Source organism: Citrobacter sp. LUTT5, assembly GCF_009905315.1.
GTDB lineage: Bacteria > Pseudomonadota > Gammaproteobacteria > Enterobacterales > Enterobacteriaceae > Citrobacter > Citrobacter freundii.
In genome coordinates this window covers 1,359,279-1,379,354 of record NZ_CP047606.1, presented here as the reverse complement: position 1 = coordinate 1,379,354, position 20,076 = coordinate 1,359,279, and the positions used below count along the sequence as shown (strand labels likewise).

At 54.9% G+C, this 20,076-nt stretch carries 15 protein-coding genes; 1 reads left to right on the top strand and 14 read right to left on the bottom strand.

Annotation, left to right across the window (positions count from 1 at the left end):
* The 8 genes from GUC46_RS06490 to GUC46_RS06455 form a co-directional block, all read right to left on the bottom strand.
* On the bottom strand, positions 1–621 hold the full coding sequence (locus GUC46_RS06490) for a YfgM family protein (protein ID WP_003037727.1): 621 nt from the start codon (positions 619–621) through the stop codon (positions 1–3).
* A gap of 13 nt (positions 622–634) precedes the next feature.
* A complete protein-coding gene (gene hisS, locus GUC46_RS06485; protein ID WP_003835173.1) occupies positions 635–1,909 on the bottom strand; it encodes a histidine--tRNA ligase in 1,275 nt (424 codons plus the stop codon).
* Positions 1,910–2,019: 110 nt separating this feature from the next.
* Complete coding sequence (ispG, locus tag GUC46_RS06480) at positions 2,020–3,138, bottom strand: flavodoxin-dependent (E)-4-hydroxy-3-methylbut-2-enyl-diphosphate synthase (protein WP_003838451.1); 1,119 nt, start codon at positions 3,136–3,138, stop codon at positions 2,020–2,022.
* Between the two features lie 26 nt (positions 3,139–3,164).
* On the bottom strand, positions 3,165–4,157 hold the full coding sequence (gene rodZ / locus GUC46_RS06475) for a cytoskeleton protein RodZ (protein ID WP_003847106.1): 993 nt from the start codon (positions 4,155–4,157) through the stop codon (positions 3,165–3,167).
* Positions 4,158–4,441: 284 nt separating this feature from the next.
* Entirely contained in the window at positions 4,442–5,608 is a 1,167-nt protein-coding gene (locus tag GUC46_RS06470) for a bifunctional tRNA (adenosine(37)-C2)-methyltransferase TrmG/ribosomal RNA large subunit methyltransferase RlmN (RefSeq protein WP_003037713.1), read from the bottom strand.
* Between the two features lie 290 nt (positions 5,609–5,898).
* Positions 5,899–6,330 (bottom strand): nucleoside-diphosphate kinase, encoded by a 432-nt coding sequence (ndk, locus tag GUC46_RS06465; protein ID WP_003037710.1) that lies wholly within the window; start codon positions 6,328–6,330, stop codon positions 5,899–5,901.
* Between the two features lie 148 nt (positions 6,331–6,478).
* Positions 6,479–8,791, bottom strand: a complete 2,313-nt coding sequence (gene pbpC / locus GUC46_RS06460) for a peptidoglycan glycosyltransferase PbpC (protein ID WP_160179943.1) — start codon at positions 8,789–8,791, stop codon at positions 6,479–6,481.
* Positions 8,792–13,726, bottom strand: coding sequence for an alpha-2-macroglobulin (locus GUC46_RS06455; protein ID WP_160179941.1), 4,935 nt, complete (start codon positions 13,724–13,726; stop codon positions 8,792–8,794).
* 206 nt (positions 13,727–13,932) lie between these two features.
* Between GUC46_RS06455 and sseA the strand changes: the two genes are divergently transcribed.
* A complete protein-coding gene (gene sseA, locus GUC46_RS06450; protein ID WP_032937887.1) occupies positions 13,933–14,778 on the top strand; it encodes a 3-mercaptopyruvate sulfurtransferase in 846 nt (281 codons plus the stop codon).
* Between the two features lie 43 nt (positions 14,779–14,821).
* Here the strand turns inward: sseA and sseB are convergent, their stop codons facing one another.
* The 6 genes from sseB to hscB all read right to left on the bottom strand — a co-directional run bounded on the left by sseB (position 14,822) and on the right by hscB (position 19,983).
* Positions 14,822–15,598 carry an enhanced serine sensitivity protein SseB gene (sseB, locus tag GUC46_RS06445; RefSeq protein WP_032937889.1) on the bottom strand — a complete coding sequence of 259 codons (777 nt, stop codon included), beginning with the start codon at positions 15,596–15,598 and terminating at the stop codon, positions 14,822–14,824.
* A 109-nt stretch (positions 15,599–15,707) separates the two neighbouring features.
* Positions 15,708–16,991, bottom strand: a complete 1,284-nt coding sequence (gene pepB, locus GUC46_RS06440) for an aminopeptidase PepB (RefSeq protein WP_130714445.1) — start codon at positions 16,989–16,991, stop codon at positions 15,708–15,710.
* A gap of 61 nt (positions 16,992–17,052) precedes the next feature.
* Complete coding sequence (gene iscX / locus GUC46_RS06435; RefSeq protein ID WP_003037694.1) at positions 17,053–17,253, bottom strand: Fe-S cluster assembly protein IscX; 201 nt, start codon at positions 17,251–17,253, stop codon at positions 17,053–17,055.
* 11 nt (positions 17,254–17,264) lie between these two features.
* Positions 17,265–17,600, bottom strand: a complete 336-nt coding sequence (fdx, locus tag GUC46_RS06430; protein ID WP_003037690.1) for an ISC system 2Fe-2S type ferredoxin — start codon at positions 17,598–17,600, stop codon at positions 17,265–17,267.
* Between the two features lies 1 nt (position 17,601).
* Positions 17,602–19,452: a Fe-S protein assembly chaperone HscA gene (gene hscA / locus GUC46_RS06425; RefSeq protein WP_003838439.1), complete on the bottom strand. Its 1,851-nt coding sequence runs from the start codon at positions 19,450–19,452 to the stop codon at positions 17,602–17,604.
* 15 nt (positions 19,453–19,467) lie between these two features.
* Positions 19,468–19,983, bottom strand: coding sequence for a co-chaperone HscB (hscB, locus tag GUC46_RS06420; RefSeq protein ID WP_160179938.1), 516 nt, complete (start codon positions 19,981–19,983; stop codon positions 19,468–19,470).
* Between the last annotated feature and the right edge of the window lie 93 nt (positions 19,984–20,076).

The window sequence follows — 20,076 nt, the reverse complement described above, 5'->3', positions numbered from 1 at the left end:
TCAGATGGACAAATTATTGATTTTCATCTGCATCATTTCGCTCAGAGCAGGAGAGGCATCGCTTTTCACACCCGCTTCCCATGCGCTACGCGCACCTTGTTTATCGCCTTTACTCAACAACGCTTCACCACGCAGATCGGCAACAATGGCCGCCCACCCTTCACCTTTAATGGTTTCGAGTGTTTTCAGCGCGGTATCAGCCTGTTTAAGCTGAACCTGAACACGAGCCAGACGCAGGTTTATCACTGCTTTGAGATTTTCATCGCTGGTCGCAGCCAAGCCTTGTTGCAGCTGGCTTGCGGCTTTCTCAAGTTCATTTTGGTCAACAAACTGCTGCGCCAGTTCCAGTGAAGCCAGCGCGCCATAGGTATTTTTATTCTCTGCAGCAAATTTCTCAGCGGCAGGAATGCTGTCCGGTTTACCCGCGCTAACCGCAGTCACCGTATTTTGATACGCCAGAGAAGCAGAGCGTGCGGACTCCGTCTGATGGCTGGTCCAGTAACGCCAACCAACCAGCGCGCCAACCCCTAAAATGATCCCAACAGCCAGCGCCTTGCCGTTTTCAGCAAAGAAGCGTTTTACCGCATCAACCTGGTCGTGTTCGTTCTCGTAAATTTCCACGCTGTCCTTCTCCTTAGCCCAGTAAAGTGCGCAAATGCGCGGCAACGCTATCCTGCGCTACTGCCGTTTGCTCACCAGAGCGCAAATCCTTCACTACAACAGTACCGTCAGCCACTTCGGACTCGCCCAGTACCAGTGCAACGCGGGCGCCCCACTTATCGGCACGGGCAAACTGTTTCTTAAAGTTGCCGCCACCGTGGTTTGTCATCAGTTTCACACCAGGAACTTCATCGCGCAGACGTTCTGCAAGCGTCATTGCTGCCGACTGCGTGTCCGCCCCTGAAGCGACCAGGTATATATCGACAACAGGATCTGCGTTAAATTCCGGATTAACTGCCTGAACTAACAAAACAAGTCGTTCCAGACCCATAGCAAAGCCCACGGCAGGCGTTGCACGACCGCCAAGTTGCTCTACCAGACCGTCGTAACGACCACCGGCACACACGGTACCCTGAGAGCCCAGGCTGCTGGTGACCCACTCAAATACGGTGCGGTTGTAGTAATCAAGACCACGAACCAGACGCTGATTGACGGTGTAGGCAATGCCTGCGGACTCCAGCAGTTTGCACAAACCCGCGAAGTGCTCGCGCGAGTCGTCGTCAAGATAGTCGCCCAGTGCAGGCGCGTCGTTGAGCAGCGCCTGTACTTCCGGGTTTTTGGAGTCGAGAACGCGCAGCGGGTTGGTGTACATACGGCGCTTGCAGTCTTCGTCCAGTTTCTCTTTGTGCAGTTCCAGGTAGGCAACCAGCGCATCACGGTAGTTAGCGCGGGCTTCAAGCGAACCGATCGAGTTCAGCTCCAGGCTGACATGCTGAGAAATACCCAGCGCGCGCCACCAGCGAGCGGTCAGCATAATCAGTTCTGCATCGATGTCCGGGCCTTGCAGGCCAAACACTTCGACACCCAGCTGATGGAATTGACGATAGCGTCCTTTCTGCGGACGTTCGTGGCGGAACATCGGCCCGATATACCACAGACGCTGTTCCTGATTGTACAGGAGACCATGTTCGATGCCGGCGCGTACGCAGCCCGCAGTCCCTTCAGGACGCAACGTCAGGCTGTCGCCATTACGGTCCTCAAAGGTATACATCTCTTTTTCAACCACGTCGGTGACTTCACCGATCGCGCGTTTGAATAACGGGGTCTGCTCTACAATCGGCAAGCGGATTTCACTGTAACCGTAGCTGCCGAGCACGTTTTTAAGAGTGCCTTCAATGCGCTGCCAGATGGCGGTTTCGCCAGGCAGATAATCGTTCATGCCGCGAATGGCTTGAATGTTTTTTGCCACGTTTATTCTCTTTATGAATATAAAAATGAACCCTCAGCGCTAACCCGAACAATGCGGGCGCCATGCGGGTTCAATCATACACGGGAAGCATGCCGCTTCCCATCACGTTGTTATTTTTCAAGCTGCTGCACGTCGATACGACGCGCTTCGTCCAGAATACTTGCTTTGGCACGAATGCGGGCTTCAAGCTGCGTAATCATGTCGTCGTTATCGAGTCTGTCCTTACGCACGCCGTCTTCATACAGGCCGCTTTTCTTGTTACCGCCCGTCACGCCCAGCGTAGAAACCAGCGCTTCACCAGGGCCGTTTACTACGCAGCCGATGATCGAAACGTCCATTGGCGTAATGATATCCTCCAGGCGTTGCTCCAGCGCGTTAACCGTACCAATAACGTCAAACTCCTGACGCGAACAGGTTGGGCAAGCGATGAAGTTGATCCCGCGCGCGCGAATGCGCAACGATTTCAGGATATCGAAACCAACTTTGATCTCTTCCACCGGATCGGCCGCCAGAGAAACACGCAGCGTATCGCCGATCCCTTCAGATAACAGCAGGCCAAGGCCGATCGCGGACTTCACCGAACCACTACGCAGGCCACCAGCTTCGGTGATCCCCAGATGCAACGGTTGATCGATCTGTTTCGCCAGCAGGCGATAGGATTCTACGGCGAGGAAAACGTCAGACGCTTTAACACTAACTTTGAATTGATCGAAGTTCAGACGATCGAGGTGATCCACGTGGCGCATCGCGGATTCCAGCAGCGCCTGAGGCGTCGGTTCACCGTATTTTTCCTGCAGATCTTTTTCCAGCGATCCGGCGTTGACGCCGATACGGATAGGAATATTTTTATCACGAGCGCAATCCACCACCATGCGAATACGCTCTTCACTGCCGATATTACCTGGGTTAATACGCAGGCAATCAACGCCGTATTCCGCCACCTTCAGTGCGATACGATAGTCGAAGTGTATATCGGCAACCAGCGGGACGTTAACCTGCTGTTTGATAAGCCTGAACGCTTCTGCGGCATCCATTGTCGGTACAGAGACACGAACAATGTCTGCGCCTACGCGTTCCAGCGCTTTAATCTGATTAACCGTCGCTTCCACGTCCGTGGTACGCGTATTAGTCATAGACTGTACGGCGATGGGCGCACCATCGCCGATCGGCACGTTCCCAACGTAAATGCGTGTCGATTTTCTACGTTGAATTGGAGCCTGGTTATGCATTAAAAAATCTCCCGCATTGCCGTCTGTTACTGAGCCGGTGATTGTTCGGCATTAACGGTCAGACGCGCAACCTGGTTAGTTCTGATAAAACGACTCAGATCGACAGGTTTACCCTGGAACTGAATCTGCACTGCCGCCGGAGCACCAATCTTCAGTTTGTACGGTGCCTGACCGGTCAAATTCAGATTGCCGTCTTTACGCTGCATCCCGCTGAACAGTTTTTTACCGGTCGCATCGGTGACTTCCAGCCAGCAATCGGCGGTAAAGTTCATCACCAGCGCGTTAGGATCGGCTGCAGGTGTAGTCACACCTGCCTGATCGGTCGGCAGCGGTGCCGCGGTAGCTGGCGCTGTGGTTGCAGTATCGACGTTAGCCTGAGAAGGGGCAACGACGGCGTTTTGTTGCGCATCAGCAGCCGGGGCCTGAGCCGCTGCGGTATCTTGTTGCGCTGGCGCTGAATCCGTTACCGCGCCATTTTCAACAGCCGACGTGGTATCCGGGCTTGCTGCAGCGCTGGTATCTAACGGTACATTCTGCGCCCCCTCTTTACCGGCATTCAACTCAGCGGAGGATTGATCGGCCATGGTGGTGATCTCTTCCTGCTGCGCTTTATGGTTCTGCCACCACCAGGCGCCAGTCAGTCCGACCACGACAAACAGTACCAGCCAGGTAAAGGTCATTAACCAGCCGTCGCGTTTCTTACGACGCTTACCGAGCGAGAAGCTCTGCATCGGTGCGACTTTGGCAGGACGAATCGGAGCCTGTTTTTCCAGCCCTGGCAACAGTTCTTCTTCAGGAATATGCACCAGACGCGCATAAGAACGGATATACCCGCGCAGGAATGTTGAAGCAAGATCGGCTGGCGCCTTATCTTCTTCAATATCGCGTACCGTGGAGACCTTCAGGCAAAGTCGCTCCGCGACTGCCTGCTGGCTGAATCCGAGTTGTTCACGGGCATTGCGCAGACGAATGCCGGTGGATAGTGTTTCATTTTTGTCGTGCGTGGCTTCAGTATTCATTCGCTACAGCTGCGTAATATTTGGGTTCTGATGCCGGCGAGCCACAATGCTCACCCACACCGCGAAACATCTGGTCAGTTAACCTTCGTCAGACAGTATAAAACGGTCAGACTATCAATGACAAAACGGCGTAAACCTGAGGGCTAAACACTTGTTACGCCGTTACATACTGCCTTAAAGTCGACAAAAACGCACCGTTATTATTGACCTGACGACGACAACAAAAAACCTCATATGGCTTACGTTGCACTACGGTACAAGAATTATACCGTAGTGCGCCAACATCAAACGGTCTTAATGTCGATAGCGTCGCCCTGCATACGCTTACGCAAAGTACGCTTGGTACGGTCGATAACGTCGCCCGCCAACTGACCACAGGCTGCATCGATGTCATCGCCACGTGTTTTACGCACAATGGTGGTGAAACCATAGCTCATCAACACTTTGGAGAAACGATCGATACGGCTGTTAGAACTACGACCATACGGCGCGCCCGGGAACGGGTTCCACGGGATCAGGTTGATCTTACACGGCGTATCTTTCAGCAGTTCTGCCAGCTGATGCGCGTGTTCAGTGCCATCATTGATGTGATCTAACATCACATACTCAATGGTCACACGGCCCTGGTTAGCGTTGGATTTCTCCAGATAACGACGAACCGCGCCAAGGAATGTTTCGATATTGTACTTTTTGTTGATCGGTACAATTTCGTCACGAATTTCATCGTTCGGCGCATGCAGAGAAATCGCCAGCGCGACGTCAATCATATCACCCAGCTTATCCAGCGCAGGGACAACGCCCGAGGTGGAGAGCGTGACGCGACGCTTGGACAACCCAAAACCGAAGTCATCCAGCATGATTTCCATCGCCGGCACTACGTTGGTCAGGTTGAGCAGCGGCTCACCCATCCCCATCATCACCACGTTGGTGATAGGACGCACGCCCGTTGCTTTGACCGCGCCGACGATTTTCGCCGCGCGCCAGACCTGGCCAATGATCTCCGATACCCGCAGGTTACGGTTAAAGCCCTGTTGCGCCGTAGAGCAGAATTTACACTCTAATGCGCAACCGACCTGTGAAGAAACACACAGGGTCGCACGATCGTCTTCCGGGATATACACCGTTTCAACGCGCTGATCGCCAACAGCGATAGCCCATTTGATCGTACCGTCAGAAGAACGCTGCTCTTCCACCACTTCCGGGGCGCGAATTTCAGCCACTTCTTTCAGCTTGTTACGCAGCACCTTATTGATGTCAGTCATGTCATCAAAGTTGTCGCTGCAATAGTGGTACATCCACTTCATGACCTGATCGGCACGAAACGGTTTTTCGCCCATCTCTTTGAAGAATTCGCGCATTTGCTGACGGTTCAGATCCAGCAGGTTAATTTTTCCATTTTTATTTGGAACCGCAGGAATGACGACTTCAGAGGTGTTAACTAATTCAGACATAATTTTTTCCGGCCTCGTTGTTACACGTTGTGGCCCGTGGAGGGTTAAAAAGAAACGCCCCGGCAAGCGATCTGCTCTTCCGGGGCGTTGCATTGTACAAAGTCTGGCGCAGGGATGCCACGTTTGCACGAAGCATTAGCGAAAATAATATGTAAATCGCTAATTCATCTCCAAAGGATTTCGCGTCGCAGGAAGGCGGCAAGTTCGAGCATCCCCGGGAGCATAGAAAACTCTGTGACCGGGGTAAACGAATGCAGCCAACGCATCTGCGACGTGAAAGACGCAGGAGATTAGCGAGTGCGCGGGCAAACCTCACCTTCACCAAAGAAATAGGCGATTTCGCGCGCCGCTGACTCAACGGAGTCGGAACCGTGAGTACCGTTCTCGGTGAAGCTGTCAGCATAGTCTGCACGCAGAGTACCGGCCAGCGCATTCGCCGGGTTGGTTGCGCCCAGCAGATCGCGATGACGCTGTACGGCATTTTCGCTTTCCAGAACAGAAACAACGATCGGACCAGAGGTCATGAATTCAACCAGACCGTCAAAGAACGGTTTGCCATCGTGCTCAGCATAGAAACCACGCGCCTGCTCAACGGTCAGGTGCAGCATTTTAGTCCCGACGATTTTGAACCCTGCTGCTTCAAAGCGCGCAAAGATGCTCCCAATAACGTTTTTTGCCACCGCGTTTGGTTTGATGATGGAAAAAGTACGTTCAATAGCCATGATAACCTCTGTAATGTGTTCTGTTGTTGTCTATATAGATGTACGACCTGGCGCGGATTATAAAGAGCATCCCGGCAATTGACTATTGATGAAGGTAACATTTCTTTAAAATAAGATGAATTTTAGCAACAAACAGTCACTAACTGGTCTACTGCATCGAAAATCTCACCGTCGCTACCTGGCCTGCATCATCCATCACCAGCAGTTGATAATCCCCTTTAGTCGCCAGCCGTAACGTAAGACGACGTCCGCGTTCATCCAGCCTTTCACCGTTAAGAAACCACCAGCGTTCACCGCTCCCACCGCTGGTTTGCACCGGTAATGAGGCTTGAGCAGAACCGGGTAAACGCTTCACAATCGCGCCATCACGAATGCCTGTCAACTGCAACGGCTGCGAAGCGTCTTGTCCCAGCGGCGGACATGTGGCAGAAACTGGCGGTAATCTCGCCCCACGGCGTTCTGATTCCGGTAGCCATGGCTCCAGCGGCAAAGGCCAAACGATTAACGTTTGCTCGTGCGCCTGCGGGCAATCCGCCGCCACACGTTTACCATCATCATCCAGCCAGACAGGAAAACGAATGCCATTAACCCCTTCCTGTTCGGGCAATAATAACGTTGGCGGCTGACTGCCATCCAGTAACCAGGTTGCCAGACGGCGACGGCAGTTGCTGTCACCGGGGGCAAGAGATTGCCCGCCCGGCCAGCACACCACACCACGACTCACGGATTCAGGGCGTGGATCTTCCGGCTGATTTGTCCCGCGAGAGAGCAAAAGATTGTTGACCTGATTGAGCAACGGCACGGCACTGGCGAAACCAAACTGCCCCACAACTGGCGTACCGTCGGGCCTGCCGGTCCAGATACCGATCACATAACGCGCATTAACGCCAATCGCCCAGGCATCGCGATAGCCATAGCTGGTACCCGTTTTCCACGCCAGAGGGACCACTCTGCTCAGCGCGTTATCCGGCAGCGGTTGCGCTTCGTCGGCCATAATGCGGCGAATAATCCACGCCGCGCCCGCCGACATCAACGGACGTTCCAGTAGTGGATCACCCGGCTGCAGACGCAGTTTTCCCGCTTTTCCCTGGCGGGCAAAGGCACTGTACGCTGCAGCCATATCTTCCAACCTTGCCCCCGCGCCACCTAAAATCAGCGACAGATTCGGCGCAGCCCCTGCGGGCAGATACAGCGGTAAGCCGACGTTACGTAACGATGCGGCAAAACGCTTCGGGCCATAGGCTTCGAGTACCTGCACGGCGGGTAAATTCAGCGAGCGCACCAGCGCTTCGCTCATGCTCACCGGGCCATGAAAACCGCTGTCAAAATTCCCCGGTCGATAGTCCCCGGTTCGCCGCGGGACATCCTGCAATAACGAAGCGGGATGGATGAGTCCGTCATCCAGCGCCAGGCCATAAACAAACGGCTTCAGCACCGAGCCAGGCGAACGGATCGCATTCACCATATCCACATGACCAAAGCGGGAGTCGTCATTCATATCTACCGACCCCACCCAGCCACGCACGCTCATATCGGTGTGATCGACCACGATCATCGCCAGCGAACTGCGCGCAGGTAAGCGCCCCTTCCAGTTTTGCGCCAGCTCTTCCAGTTGACGCTGCAATCCGGCATCAAGGGTAGTCACGATTTTATCGCTTCGGCTTTTTCCCAACATCATGCGCGAGAATAACGGTGCTAACTGCGGCATTTGCCGGGGCGCCAGCCAGACCGGTTCTTCACGCGACTCCTGCACCTGTCTGGCAGGCCAAATACCCTGGGTCGCCATACGTTCGAGCACTTTATTACGCGCCGCTTCAGCACGGTCCGGCCAGCGATCCGGACGCAGACGGCTCGGTGCCTGTGGCAAAACAGCCAGCAGCGCGGCATCGGAGTAACTCAATTGCACGGGTGATTTACCAAGATAAGCCCAGCTTGCCGCCCCCACGCCCTGCAGCGTACCGCCAAACGGCGCGCGGTTGAGATACAGTGTCAGGATGTCGCGTTTGGAGAGATGCCATTCCAGCTGCAATGCGCGCCAGAGCTGGCGAAACTTGCCGCCAAAGGTTCGCGGATGGGGATCGAGTAATCGTGCGACCTGCATGGTGAGCGTACTGCCGCCAGAAACCACACGCCCAGAGGAGAGGTCTTGCCATGCCGCGCGCAGTACTGAAAACGGATTGACGCCGGGATGCTTCCAGAACCAGCGGTCTTCGTAGTTAATTAACGCCTCAAGGTAGCGGGGCGACACCTCATCAATCGTTACCGGATACCGCCAGATACCATCCGCATCGGCAAAGCGCCACAGCGGCGTACCATCATGCGCCACCACGACCCGCGCCGGATCGACTTCGTGCAGCGGCAGCGGCCAGATTTTATCTGCCGCCCAAACCGCCGCCACAAACAATAGTGCAACGGCTGCCAGCCAGAGCCAGCAGCCGCGTTTACCCAACCCGCGTATCATTTACGGTCTGACAATCAAAAGTCCCTCTGTCGCACCGGTCGCGCGCCACTGCGGAATATACATTGATTCCACCTGCGGGACAGGAACCCGGTAGGTCCCCGGCGTTACCGCCCGCGCCAGATACACCAGCGTAACCGGTTGTCCTTCGTTGACCGCCACCGCGGCGACAAAGCGATCGTCACGGAACTCAACGTGCTGGATATCTGCCTGCTGCATCTGATTGAGCAGATTCGCCACTTCGCTGCCGCTATCCTGCAGGCTGGCACTGCCGTTGGCCAGATTCTGGTTTTCCAGTTCCAGTCCTGCTGGCAGTAAATCGACCACCAGCGCATCCGGCACGTTCTGGCTGGCTTTTACCTCCAGCCAGACCAGCACCAGTTCGCCGCTACGCAGCGAATCTAGCGATTTGCTATTTCCGTCAATTCCCAGGATTTGCCGCTCAATATGCAGAACGTTGCTGGCAGGCGTCGGTGCGGTTTGTGGATAACCACTCACATCCAGACGCAACCACAGCGGTAAATTACCGGTATTGGTGACGCTCAGCGTAGACAGCGCATCGGCATCCAGATTGCGGGTTAGCGATTTATCCCCTGCTAATGGTTGTTCCGAGAGTGAAGTTTGCGCCTGCCACGTACCAGGCAAATCCTGTAACGTACGCGCGGCAAGGAACAACGCATTATTTTCCTGCGTCGAGAGCCAGCGCTGTCCAAAGGCCTGTTCTGACAACGTGTTCAGCAGCGTATTCTGCACGTCAGGTTTGATCTTGTTCTCTTCGAGCAAGGCCAGCATCAACGCGTTATCCCGTAACGCACTGCCGTAATCCGCCATCCACTGTTGCGTATCGCGGCGCGGTGTATTCAGGGCCAGCGTCAACGCCTGTTCACTGCGGTTGGCATCGCCCATATTTTTCAGCGCGATCCCCAGTTGTAACAGCGGTAAACCAGAGGCTGCTTGCGCACGACGCTCCCAGATCTCACGCAATGCGCCGAGCGGAGCTTTTTGCTGATGTGCCAGAACCAACGCGGCGTAGGCTTGTACGGCAAACCGGCTTGCTGAAGAGTCGTCGGTATAGCGAATCGACATCATGCCCGGGTCCTGCAAATAGCGCAGTAGCCGCTCGTTGCCCCGGTTAATCACCTCTACCGGGACACTGTAGCCCTGTTCATTTGCCCGGACGAGGAAATCCATGACATACGCGGTCAGCCAGTACTCTTCCGACCCGTTTTTATCCCACAGCGCAAAACCGCCGTTATCACGCTGCATCTGCACTAAACGGGAAATCCCAATATCAACTGCCGCGCGACGTTTTTCATCGCTGTCGCCCACAATACCTAACGCCTTCAATTGCGCTGCGTTGGTGTATAAGGATGGGAACAACCCGCTCGCCGTTTGCTCCAGACAACCGTAAGGGTACGCTTTCAGTTCGCGGATATAGCGCGCCAGGTTTAGCGGCGGCTTACCGCTGAACAGCAGTTGCCCCTGCATCGTCACAGGGGAGTAATTGGTCAGTTCTTCGCCCGGAAGCTGCCAGGTCGCGCCCGGCTGAAGTGCGACACCGTTATTAACGGTTTGCGCCGGGAACGCCGGACGCACGCCAATCTTCCACTGTTTATGCTGAACAGGCAGCGTTTCACCCGGTAAAGTCAGACCGCTAATTTCTGCCTGAATTTCGCCATCGCCAAACCCTTCCCGCGCGCGCACCGGAATAAACAGCGTAGTCCTTACGCCTGGAGCCAGATTTACCGGTGCGGGATCTTGCCCCATCAGCTCCAGTAAACCATTGGCCGCGAGCTTAATATTCAGCGTTTGCGGTTTGTCAGTCAGGTTAGTCACGTCCAGCGTCAGGCGCGACGTATCTCCCCCCGCCAGAAAGCGCGGCATATTCAGCTCAGCAATTACTGGCGCGGCGACAATCACTTTGCTTTCGCTGCTGCCAAAGTCATCCGTCGTCCAGGCCTGCGCCATTACCCGCAGCTCGCCGTTGAAATCACCAATAGGTAACGTCACCGTACCTTCGCCCTGCTCGTTAAGCGTGACCGGCAGCGCCTGTTGCGCCACGATATTGACGTGATTAACCGGTGGCTTACCGCCGCGTTTTAATTCATCGCCATCACCACCAAAGCGCAGCGCCGCCAGGCGTCCTTGCCCTTCGATCACCTGGCCGTAAATATCATAAATATCCGCGCCATAGCGTTTTTGCCCGAAAAACGCCTGCCACGGATCCGGCGTGGCGTAATCGGTAATGTTCAGCACCCCGCTATCAACGGCAGAGACCAGCACGTTAACCTGTTTTGGTACGTCGCCATTTTTGACGCTGGCTTTAATCTTGACGGTCAACGGCTGGTTTGGACGTATTTTCGCCGGGTTTTCCAGCGCCAGCGCCAGACGACGGTTTTCGTCACCTAACGGCAAATGCAGTAAACCGACCGCCCGTTTTGGCGTTGCCGAACGGGACTTGTCGCCAGGACGAACCACCAGCGCACTAAGATACAAATCGTGGCGATTCCAGGTTTTATCGATTGGGATGGAGATATCGAGACCATCCGCCGGTACGTCTATTTCTTGCCACCACAGCGGGCCTTCGCTGGATTCCACCATCGCATAACCTTTGCCAGCAGCGGGAGCGGCAACGTGCAGCTTCATGGTATCACCGGGACGATAGCTGGGTTTGTCCAGTTTCAGCGTCACGCGATCGGGACGCACAGCCCCACTGCCGTCGCTGTTATCCTGCCAGCTATAACCGGCCCAGAAGCGTACGCTGCTCACCGCATCATTCGGAGCTTTCACTTCCAGACGATAGGCGCCCCACTCAACCGGGAAGCTGACTTTACCGGTTTCATCGGCCTTAAGATCCAGAGTCTGCTCACCTTCAACCAGATCCTTTTGATCGAACTGTGATTGCCAGCCCTCGCCTTCAGACCAGTTCCAGTAATAATCTCGTCGCTCGCGGATCAAACGCACCTGCAAACCGGACACCGCTTTTTTCTTGCCTTGCGCATCGGCATACACAATGTCGAAAGCGGCGTTGCTGTTTTCATCAACGATAGGCTGATTCACGGTGGTATCGGTGCGGTAGTCATAGACGGCTTTCGCTGCAAACTGCGGACGAATGCCCGGCAGCGTATCCGCAGGCCAGATGGCTTGCTCAACCCGACGCGTCACCGGACGGCCCCCCGACTCCAGCAGACTGGCTTGCAAAACCACCTGTAACGGGGAATGCGTCTCCTGCCACTGGCTGTTGGTGGTCACTTCGCCGCGTCCGTGGTCATCCAGCGTGAGCTGAACTTCATCGAGGCTGCGGGAAAGATTTTCTTCGGCAATATTACCAAACTGGAACCCCGGCAATGCCTGCACCGCTTCGCGCAGCGGGCGCAGGAAAAGCTGCCCTTGCAGAGCATTGCCGTTAGCGGGCGCGCCGTACAGGTAGTAGCCCACTACCGAAAACTTCACGTCATCAGTTGGTGCCACCGGGATCTTATTGGCGGTGAGATTGAGCGCCATTCGCTCCGGCATAAAGTCTTCGACGTGGAAATCCCACATCCGTGACTGGTTGTCGCCCGTATTAGCCCGAATATGCCACATGCCGGTTGGCGCGTTGGTGTCCAGCGGCCAGCTAAAGCGGTACAAGCCGTTTTCCGGTTGGCTAACCACCGAGCGTAACACTTGTCCGTCGGGCTTCACGACCTCCAGCTTCACCGGCTGGTCGGGCAACGTTTTGCCATCGCTGTCACGCAGTAATCCGTTGAGGATCACCGTTTCGCCAGGACGATAGAGATCGCGTGGGCCGAACATAAAGAACTGCTTGCTGTATCCCGGCGCACCGGCAATATCAAATTCAGCCAGATCCAACGCCGGGAGCTTCAGATCCAGCAGCGTGGTTTGCCCGTCTTTGCGGGCCAGCAATAAAGCCGCGTCTTTATCAGTCTCCAGTTTGACATGACCCTGAGCGTCGCTGGTAGCCTGCGCCAACGTCTGTCCTTTTTCATTGAGTAACGTGACCTCAATCCCCTGCTGCGCGGCGCCGTTTTCCAGACTCTGCGTAAAGACATCCAGTTGATTATGGTAACGGTGTACAGACACACCAATATCGCTGAGCGTGAACAGCGTAGCGGCATTACTGTAGTTGTATTGTCCAGCCTGATTCATCACCGCGATGTAAACACCTGCTTGCTGCAACGGCTTGATATCGCTCAGCGGCAACAGCAGCTTCTCACGGGTGTTGCGCGCAGGATTGAGGTCAAAGCGTCCGGTATACACCAGTTCCGCCATTTTCAGCAGATTGTCAGATTCCCAGTTAGTCAACGAATTGCGGTATTCCCACTGGCTGACAAACGCACCGAGCGACTCAGGCTTCACGCGGAAGAAGTTCACATCTACGCTATTAACGTTAAGGGCCATCACCGGCAGCCCTTCAATCACTTTTCCCGGCAGCAGCGAGCCGCGACTGGCAAACCCTACGCTTGGCTGGACGTCGCGAGTAGTAATGTTTTTTTCATAATCAATAGCGAACGTCGCTTTATTCAGCGCCAGCAAATCACGCTCAATGGTAACGACCAGTTCCCGGTTAGGTTCCAGATGGCGTAAGCGTAGCTCTTTCAGATTTGGCGCCAGCTCCCAGGCACCATCCACTTTGCCGCTTTTTTTATCAACAACGTGCACGACGCGGGAAAAATCTTGATCCGGATCGAGGGGAATGGAGAAGGTCAACACGAGCGTTGCCGCACCGTCGAGCTGGACCTCTGAGGCATCCAGCAGCGTCAGCGACTTGCCCTGGCTTTGCTGCATCAGTTTTTGTAATTGAGCCTTATCTTTTGCTGGCGCTGTCTGTGGCGCAGGCGCATCAGGCTTCGCAGCCGTCGGTGATTTTTCGTTATTATTATCGCACCCGACCAGTGCCAGCATCAGCATGCAGGCCGCTACGCGTAAATGTTTCATTTTTCATCCCTGGCCGTAGTGGCCCGTTAGCTACGTAGAACAACTATTATGCGTCAGATTTCCGGCGGTGGAAGTCAGTAACTGAACAACGTTGTCTTAATTTTAGTGATTAATGTGGATTCACCTGACAAATCAGCCTGTTTTACTTGTCGCTTTACGGTAAACATCCGACAATTTGCCAAAACCTGGTAAAAATGGAGATGCCTATGACCACCGCCTTCTTTGTCGCTGCCGACTGGCTTGCCGAACACATTGACGACCCGGAAATACAAATTCTTGATGCCCGGATGGCACCTCCAGGACAGGAAGATCGCGATGTTGGCGAGGAGTATCGTGCGGGCCATATTCCTGGCGCAGTCTTTTTTGATATTGAAGCGCTTTCCGATCATACCTCACCGCTACCGCATATGATGCCACGCCCGGAAGCTTTTGCCGTTGCGATGCGCGAGCTGGGCGTTGATCAGGATAAGCATCTGGTTATCTACGATGACGGTAATCTGTTTTCCGCGCCACGCGCATGGTGGATGCTGCGGACATTTGGCGTCGAAAATGTCTCCATTCTGGCGGGCGGTCTGGCAGGCTGGAAGCGCGATGATCTAATGCTCAAAGAAGGCGATGAGGATTTACCTGAAGGTGAATTTAACGTGGCCTTTACGCCTGGCGCTGTTGTGCGTGTTACCGATGTACTGCTGGCCAGTCATGAAAAAACCGCACAGATCGTCGATGCCCGTCCGGCTGCGCGTTTTAACGCAGAAGTTGACGAACCTCGTCCTGGCCTGAAGCGTGGTCATGTGCCCGGTGCGCTTAATGTACCGTGGACAGAATTGGTTCGTGACGGCGAGCTGAAAACTACCGACGAACTGGATGCTATTTTCTTCAGTCACGGCGTGAGCTTTGACCGCCCGATTATCGCCAGCTGTGGCTCCGGCGTAACGGCTGCCGTGGTGGTGCTGGCACTTGCCACGCTGGGCGTTTCTAACGTCGCATTGTATGACGGCGCATGGAGCGAGTGGGGTGCTCGCAACGATTTACCGGTAGAACCGGTATTATAAAGCTAGAAATGCCGGATAGCGCTTCGCTTATCCGGCTTACAATTTAGATAATCCGATTCTGTTTAAAGTCGCGCAGGAAACCGCCCCAGCGACGTTCGTAGAACGGTGCGATATGCTCAGTGATAAAGTGGCTCACGCCCTTCTCACCTTTCCTCACCTGGCAGATGTCAATCGGTTCATCACCCGGTAACGTATCCGTTGCAACACTCCCCGTGGCATGAATAATCTCTTCAATATCGCCATCGGCTTCAATGCCAATAAGCAGGTTGGGTTGGGCATCCGGACTTTCTTTGATCGAGCAGAGAAACGCGCGTTTTACTGGCTTAATGGTTTTAAACAGCGTAGTCAGCGAGTCAATCATCTGCGCCGGAGGTTCAGCGACTTCAGAGAGGATCAGCGATTCACCGCCTTCCAGTACTTCCTGGGTGCTGAGCGGATTCCCTTCTTCCCCCATCAGCAGGCTGATTTCACGCGGCATAAATTCTTTGCCAGTCGGCAGTTTCGCGTTGAGAAACAGCGTTTCGCCGAGCGTCATTTCAAACAATGTACGCACCGGCATGACGACAAACGCCTGCTCATCTTCAACCGCCTGCTGCAGAGCTTCCAGGGAGGTGAAGAACGGGATCACGGTCGTGCCGTCTTCTTTTTCCCAGTGCTGAAGATCGAGGGCGCTGTCTTCAACCACCGCCTCGCCTTCTGCGGCTGTACCCGGCACCCAGACGGTAGACTCCAGTAAAGTACGGAAAAATGCCGGACGATGCGCAGGCTCTGTCGCCGCTTGCTCCAGCAGGGTTTCTAATTCGTTTTTCGTTTCGGACATAGAGATCACAAATTATGTATATGGGTTGTAGGCCTGATAAGACGCACGGCGTCGCCATCAGGCAAAATGCCGGGTGGCACTTCGCTTACCCGGCCTACAAAAACACCGTTCAGGCAATCAGCAGATTTGCAATCGTGCGCACACCCAGACCAGTTGCGCCCGCAGACCACTGCTCAACTGGCGCTTTGCGATAGGTTGCAGAGCAGTCGATGTGCAGCCAGCCTTGCTGATAGTTTTCCACGAAATGGGACAGGAAACCCGCCGCGCTGCTAGCACCCGCCGGATAGGCCGCACTGCCAGTATTATTCAGCTCGGCAAAGTTAGACGGCAGCTGGCTACGGTGGAACTCTGCCAACGGCAGACGCCAGAACGGCTCGTTTTCTTGCGCCGCGCTTGCCAGCAGACGGGCAGCCAGTTGATCGTCAAAGCTAAACAGCGCATGGTAATCGTTGCCCAGCGCAGTTTTCGCCGCGCCGGTCAGCGTCGCAGCATCAATGATCAATTCTGGTTTTTGCGCGCTGGCGTCAATCAGTCCATCGGCCAGTACCAGACGCCCTTCGGCATCGGTATTCATCACTTCAACTTTTTTACCATTGCGATAGTGAATAATATCGCCGAGCTTAAAGGCGTTGCCGCTGATCAGGTTATCCGCGCAGCACAGATACAGCTTCACGCGCTTGTTCAGACCACGGGTGATGGCGAACGCCAGCGCGCCGGTCACCGTTGCCGCGCCGCCCATATCAGACTTCATCGAGTCCATAAATGCGCTTTGCTTGATGCTGTATCCGCCGGAGTCAAAGGTAATTCCCTTACCCACCAGGCAGGCATAAACCGGGGCTTCTTTATCGCCAGTTGGATTGTAATCCAGCGCCAGCAGCACCGGAGGACGTTCGGAGCCACGACCTACGGTATGCAATCCCATGTAGTTCTGCTCGCGCAGATCTTCGCCTTTAGTGATGCGGTAAGAGACGTTATCGCAGGCAACAGAGCACAGCAGGTCTACTGCGCGTTGCGCCAGCTGTTCCGGGCCCAGCTCTTCTGCCGGGGCGTTAATGGTATCGCGCACCCAGTCAATAATTTTCAGGCGGTTATCCAGCTCTTTGCGCTGCGCCTCATCCAGAGCGGCCCACTCAACTTTGCGGGTGCCTTTTGGCCCTTTGTAGCCCTGCCAGAACGCCCAGCTACGTTCGGTATCCCAGCCTTCACCGTCCAGTTGGACATGTTTAATACCCAGGCCGTCAATTTTACGGGCGGCGCGCTGGATAAGGCCGAGGTCATCTTTTCCGTTCAGGTGCAGGGTAATGCCATCATTATTAATGCTGTATGTCGCCTTTTCACCCCAGCGGGCATCAGCGGGTTGCGTGGAAAGCGTAATTTTCATGGCTTCTGTCATTTTATTTATCCTTATTTTCGCGCATACAGGAAAACGGGCCACCCGTGGGCAGCCCGTTGACTTATTCGGCTTCGTCCAGCCAGACCAGCAAAATGGCCTCAAGGATTTTTTCGTTCGATGCCTGTGGATCATCATCGAACTCTTCCAGGTCACAGATCCACTGGTGCAGATCGGTGAAACGAACGGTCTTGGGGTCGAGATCGGGGAACGCGTCGTACAGCGCCTCGCCGATTTCACGGCTATCGGTCCACTTCAGTCCCATACTACCCTCTGTTAATGCTCACGTGCATGATTGATTGTGTAACGTGGGATTTCGACCACTAAATCGTCCTCGGTGACACGTGCCTGACAGCTTAAACGGCTCTCCGGCTCCAGTCCCCAGGCTTTATCCAGCATGTCGTCTTCTTCTTCTGTGCTTTCCGGCAAAGAATCAAAACCTTCACGTACGATGCAGTGGCAGGTTGTGCAGGCACAGGATTTTTCACAGGCGTGTTCAATCTCGATACCGTTACGCAGGGCAACGTCAAGAATGGTTTCGCCGGTCTCAGCTTCCAGAACTGCGCCATCGGGACAGAGATCCTGATGAGGCAAAATAACAATCTTTGGCATATTAAACCTCGTCCACGGAATGGCCTTTCAGCGCGCTACGGACGGATTTGTCCATGCGGCGAGCGGCGAATTCCTGGGTTTGTTTGTCTACGTTTTTAATGGCTTGTTCTATCGCGTCAACATCGTCACCCTGTGCAACCTCGCTCAAATGCGCGGCGGCGGTGTCGATAGCCTGACGTTCTGCGGCGCTTAACAGCGCGGCATCAGCGTTCAACGCACCGGATAAACTTTCCAGTACGCGTGCCGCTTCGACTTTCTGTTCTGCCAGCATACGGGCTTTAACGTCCTGCTCGGCAAAACTCATCGAATCCTGAATCATGGAGGCGATTTCACTGTCGGTCAGACCGTAGGACGGTTTAACCTGAATTGAGGACTCAACGCCGGTGGATTTTTCCATGGCGGTGACGCTCAGCAGGCCATCGGCGTCCACCTGGAAGGTCACGCGGATGTGTGCGCCGCCAGCTGGCAATGCCGGGATGCCGCGCAGCGCAAAACGCGCCAGTGAACGGCAGTCCTGCACCAGCTCACGCTCGCCTTGCATTACGTGAATGGACATCGCGGTTTGGCCATCTTTAAAGGTGGTAAAGTCCTGCGCGCGCGCCACCGGGATAGTGGTGTTACGTGGGATCACTTTTTCCACCAGACCGCCCATGGTTTCCAGTCCCAGGGACAGCGGGATAACATCCAGCAGCAGCATTTCGCTGTCCGGTTTATTTCCGACCAGAATATCTGCCTGGATTGCCGCACCAATAGCGACCACTTTGTCCGGGTCAATAGAAGTCAGCGGCGTACGGCCAAAAAATTCACCGACGCGTTCACGCACCAATGGCACGCGAGTTGAACCACCGACCATCACCACTTCCAGCACATCCTGCGGCTCCACGCCCGCATCTTTCAGCGCGCGACGGCAGGCCAGCAGCGTACGCTTGACCAGTGCGGAAATGAGTTCATTAAAGGTTTCACGGGTGATTTCACCCTGCCATCCCGCCACGTTAACCGTTACAGAATCAGCGTCGCTAAGCGCGATTTTCGCTGCAATAGCGGCATCCAGCAGTTCGCGCTGTACGCGGTTATCGCTACGGTCGGCCACGCCAGCCTGCTCGCGAATATAATCGGCCAGCAGATGGTCAAAATCGTCGCCGCCGAGCGCGGAATCACCGCCGGTCGCCAGCACTTCAAACACGCCGCGGCTCAGGCGCAGAATAGAAATATCAAAAGTACCGCCGCCAAGATCGTAGACCGCAATCACGCCTTCCTGACCGGAGTCCAGACCATAGGCAATCGCTGCTGCGGTCGGTTCGTTCAACAGACGCAATACGTGCAGGCCCGCCAGACGCGCGGCATCTTTGGTCCCCTGACGCTGTGCATCGTCAAAGTAAGCCGGAACGGTGATTACTACGCCATCCAGTTCGCCGGACAGTGATTCGGTTGCCCGCGCGGCCAGCGCTTTCAGAATATCCGCGGAGACGCGCACCGGATTAAGCAATCCGGCAGCGGTTTCAATCATCGGCAAGCCGTTTTCGCTTGCCTGGAACGTATATGGCAGATGCGGGTAACGCGCCTGGATATCCGCCAGAGAGCGGCCCATCATGCGTTTTACCGAACTGACGGTGTTTGCCGTATCCAGCGCAGCATTGGCGCGGGCATCGTAACCGACAGAATAACCCTGCTGCTGATAGTGAACCACTGACGGCAACAGGTGGCGACCTTCATGGTCTGCCAACGTTTCGGCCTGGCCGCTGCGTACGGTCGCAACCAGGGAGTTGGTGGTGCCTAAATCGATACCTACCGCCAGACGACGCTGGTGCGGCGCGGCGCTCAGACCAGGCTCACTAATTTGTAATAAGGCCATTTTCGCTTCCGGAAATTAAAAATCGAGCAGTTTTTCTTCGAGTTGTTCTGCACTGCTTCGCAGTTTATCGAGAAAACGCAGCTTACGCACGGTATCTGCCGCTGCGTCCCACGTCTCGCTATCCAGCTGTTCCACCATCAGTTGATGACGAACGTTATACATTTCGCTGAGGCGCTGCATAAACGCATCTAAACGTTGACTGTCTTTTGCCTGTTCAATTTCGTCCAGCTCTTCCCGCAGCTCCAGTTGTTCCATCAGGAACGCGGTATCGCGCACCGTGTGCTGCTCGCTACGGATGTCAAAGCCGTGTAAAGACAATAAGTATTCGGCGCGCATCAAAGGATGACGCAGCGTTTGCCAGGCCTGGTTGATCGTGGCGGACTGCGAAACCGCAGCAAGTTGTTCCGCCTGGGAACCGCTGGCAAATTTATCAGGATGATACTGACGTTGTAGATCCTGAAAACGTAGGCTCAGCGCCTGAGTATCGAGCTGATAACGGGCCGGCAAGCCAAAGAGGGTGAAGTAGTCCATAACATTCTCAGGGCATCGATTCTCTGTTGTTCACGGGAGCAAAACCAGAGAGTCAGGTAAAACAAACCCCACGCGCAGGCGACCACGGTGGGG

Coding starts and splice junctions, on each gene's coding strand:
- hscA (WP_003838439.1), bottom strand. CDS start 19,452: ATGGCCTTATTACAAATTAGTGAGCCTGGTCTGAGCGCCGCGCCGCAC.
- hscB (WP_160179938.1), bottom strand. CDS start 19,983: ATGGACTACTTCACCCTCTTTGGCTTGCCGGCCCGTTATCAGCTCGAT.
- GUC46_RS06455 (WP_160179941.1), bottom strand. CDS start 13,726: ATGAAACATTTACGCGTAGCGGCCTGCATGCTGATGCTGGCACTGGTC.
- fdx (WP_003037690.1), bottom strand. CDS start 17,600: ATGCCAAAGATTGTTATTTTGCCTCATCAGGATCTCTGTCCCGATGGC.
- pbpC (WP_160179943.1), bottom strand. CDS start 8,791: ATGATACGCGGGTTGGGTAAACGCGGCTGCTGGCTCTGGCTGGCAGCC.
- GUC46_RS06470 (WP_003037713.1), bottom strand. CDS start 5,608: ATGTCTGAATTAGTTAACACCTCTGAAGTCGTCATTCCTGCGGTTCCA.
- iscX (WP_003037694.1), bottom strand. CDS start 17,253: ATGGGACTGAAGTGGACCGATAGCCGTGAAATCGGCGAGGCGCTGTAC.
- ndk (WP_003037710.1), bottom strand. CDS start 6,330: ATGGCTATTGAACGTACTTTTTCCATCATCAAACCAAACGCGGTGGCA.
- pepB (WP_130714445.1), bottom strand. CDS start 16,991: ATGACAGAAGCCATGAAAATTACGCTTTCCACGCAACCCGCTGATGCC.
- sseA (WP_032937887.1), top strand. CDS start 13,933: ATGACCACCGCCTTCTTTGTCGCTGCCGACTGGCTTGCCGAACACATT.
- ispG (WP_003838451.1), bottom strand. CDS start 3,138: ATGCATAACCAGGCTCCAATTCAACGTAGAAAATCGACACGCATTTAC.
- sseB (WP_032937889.1), bottom strand. CDS start 15,598: ATGTCCGAAACGAAAAACGAATTAGAAACCCTGCTGGAGCAAGCGGCG.
- rodZ (WP_003847106.1), bottom strand. CDS start 4,157: ATGAATACTGAAGCCACGCACGACAAAAATGAAACACTATCCACCGGC.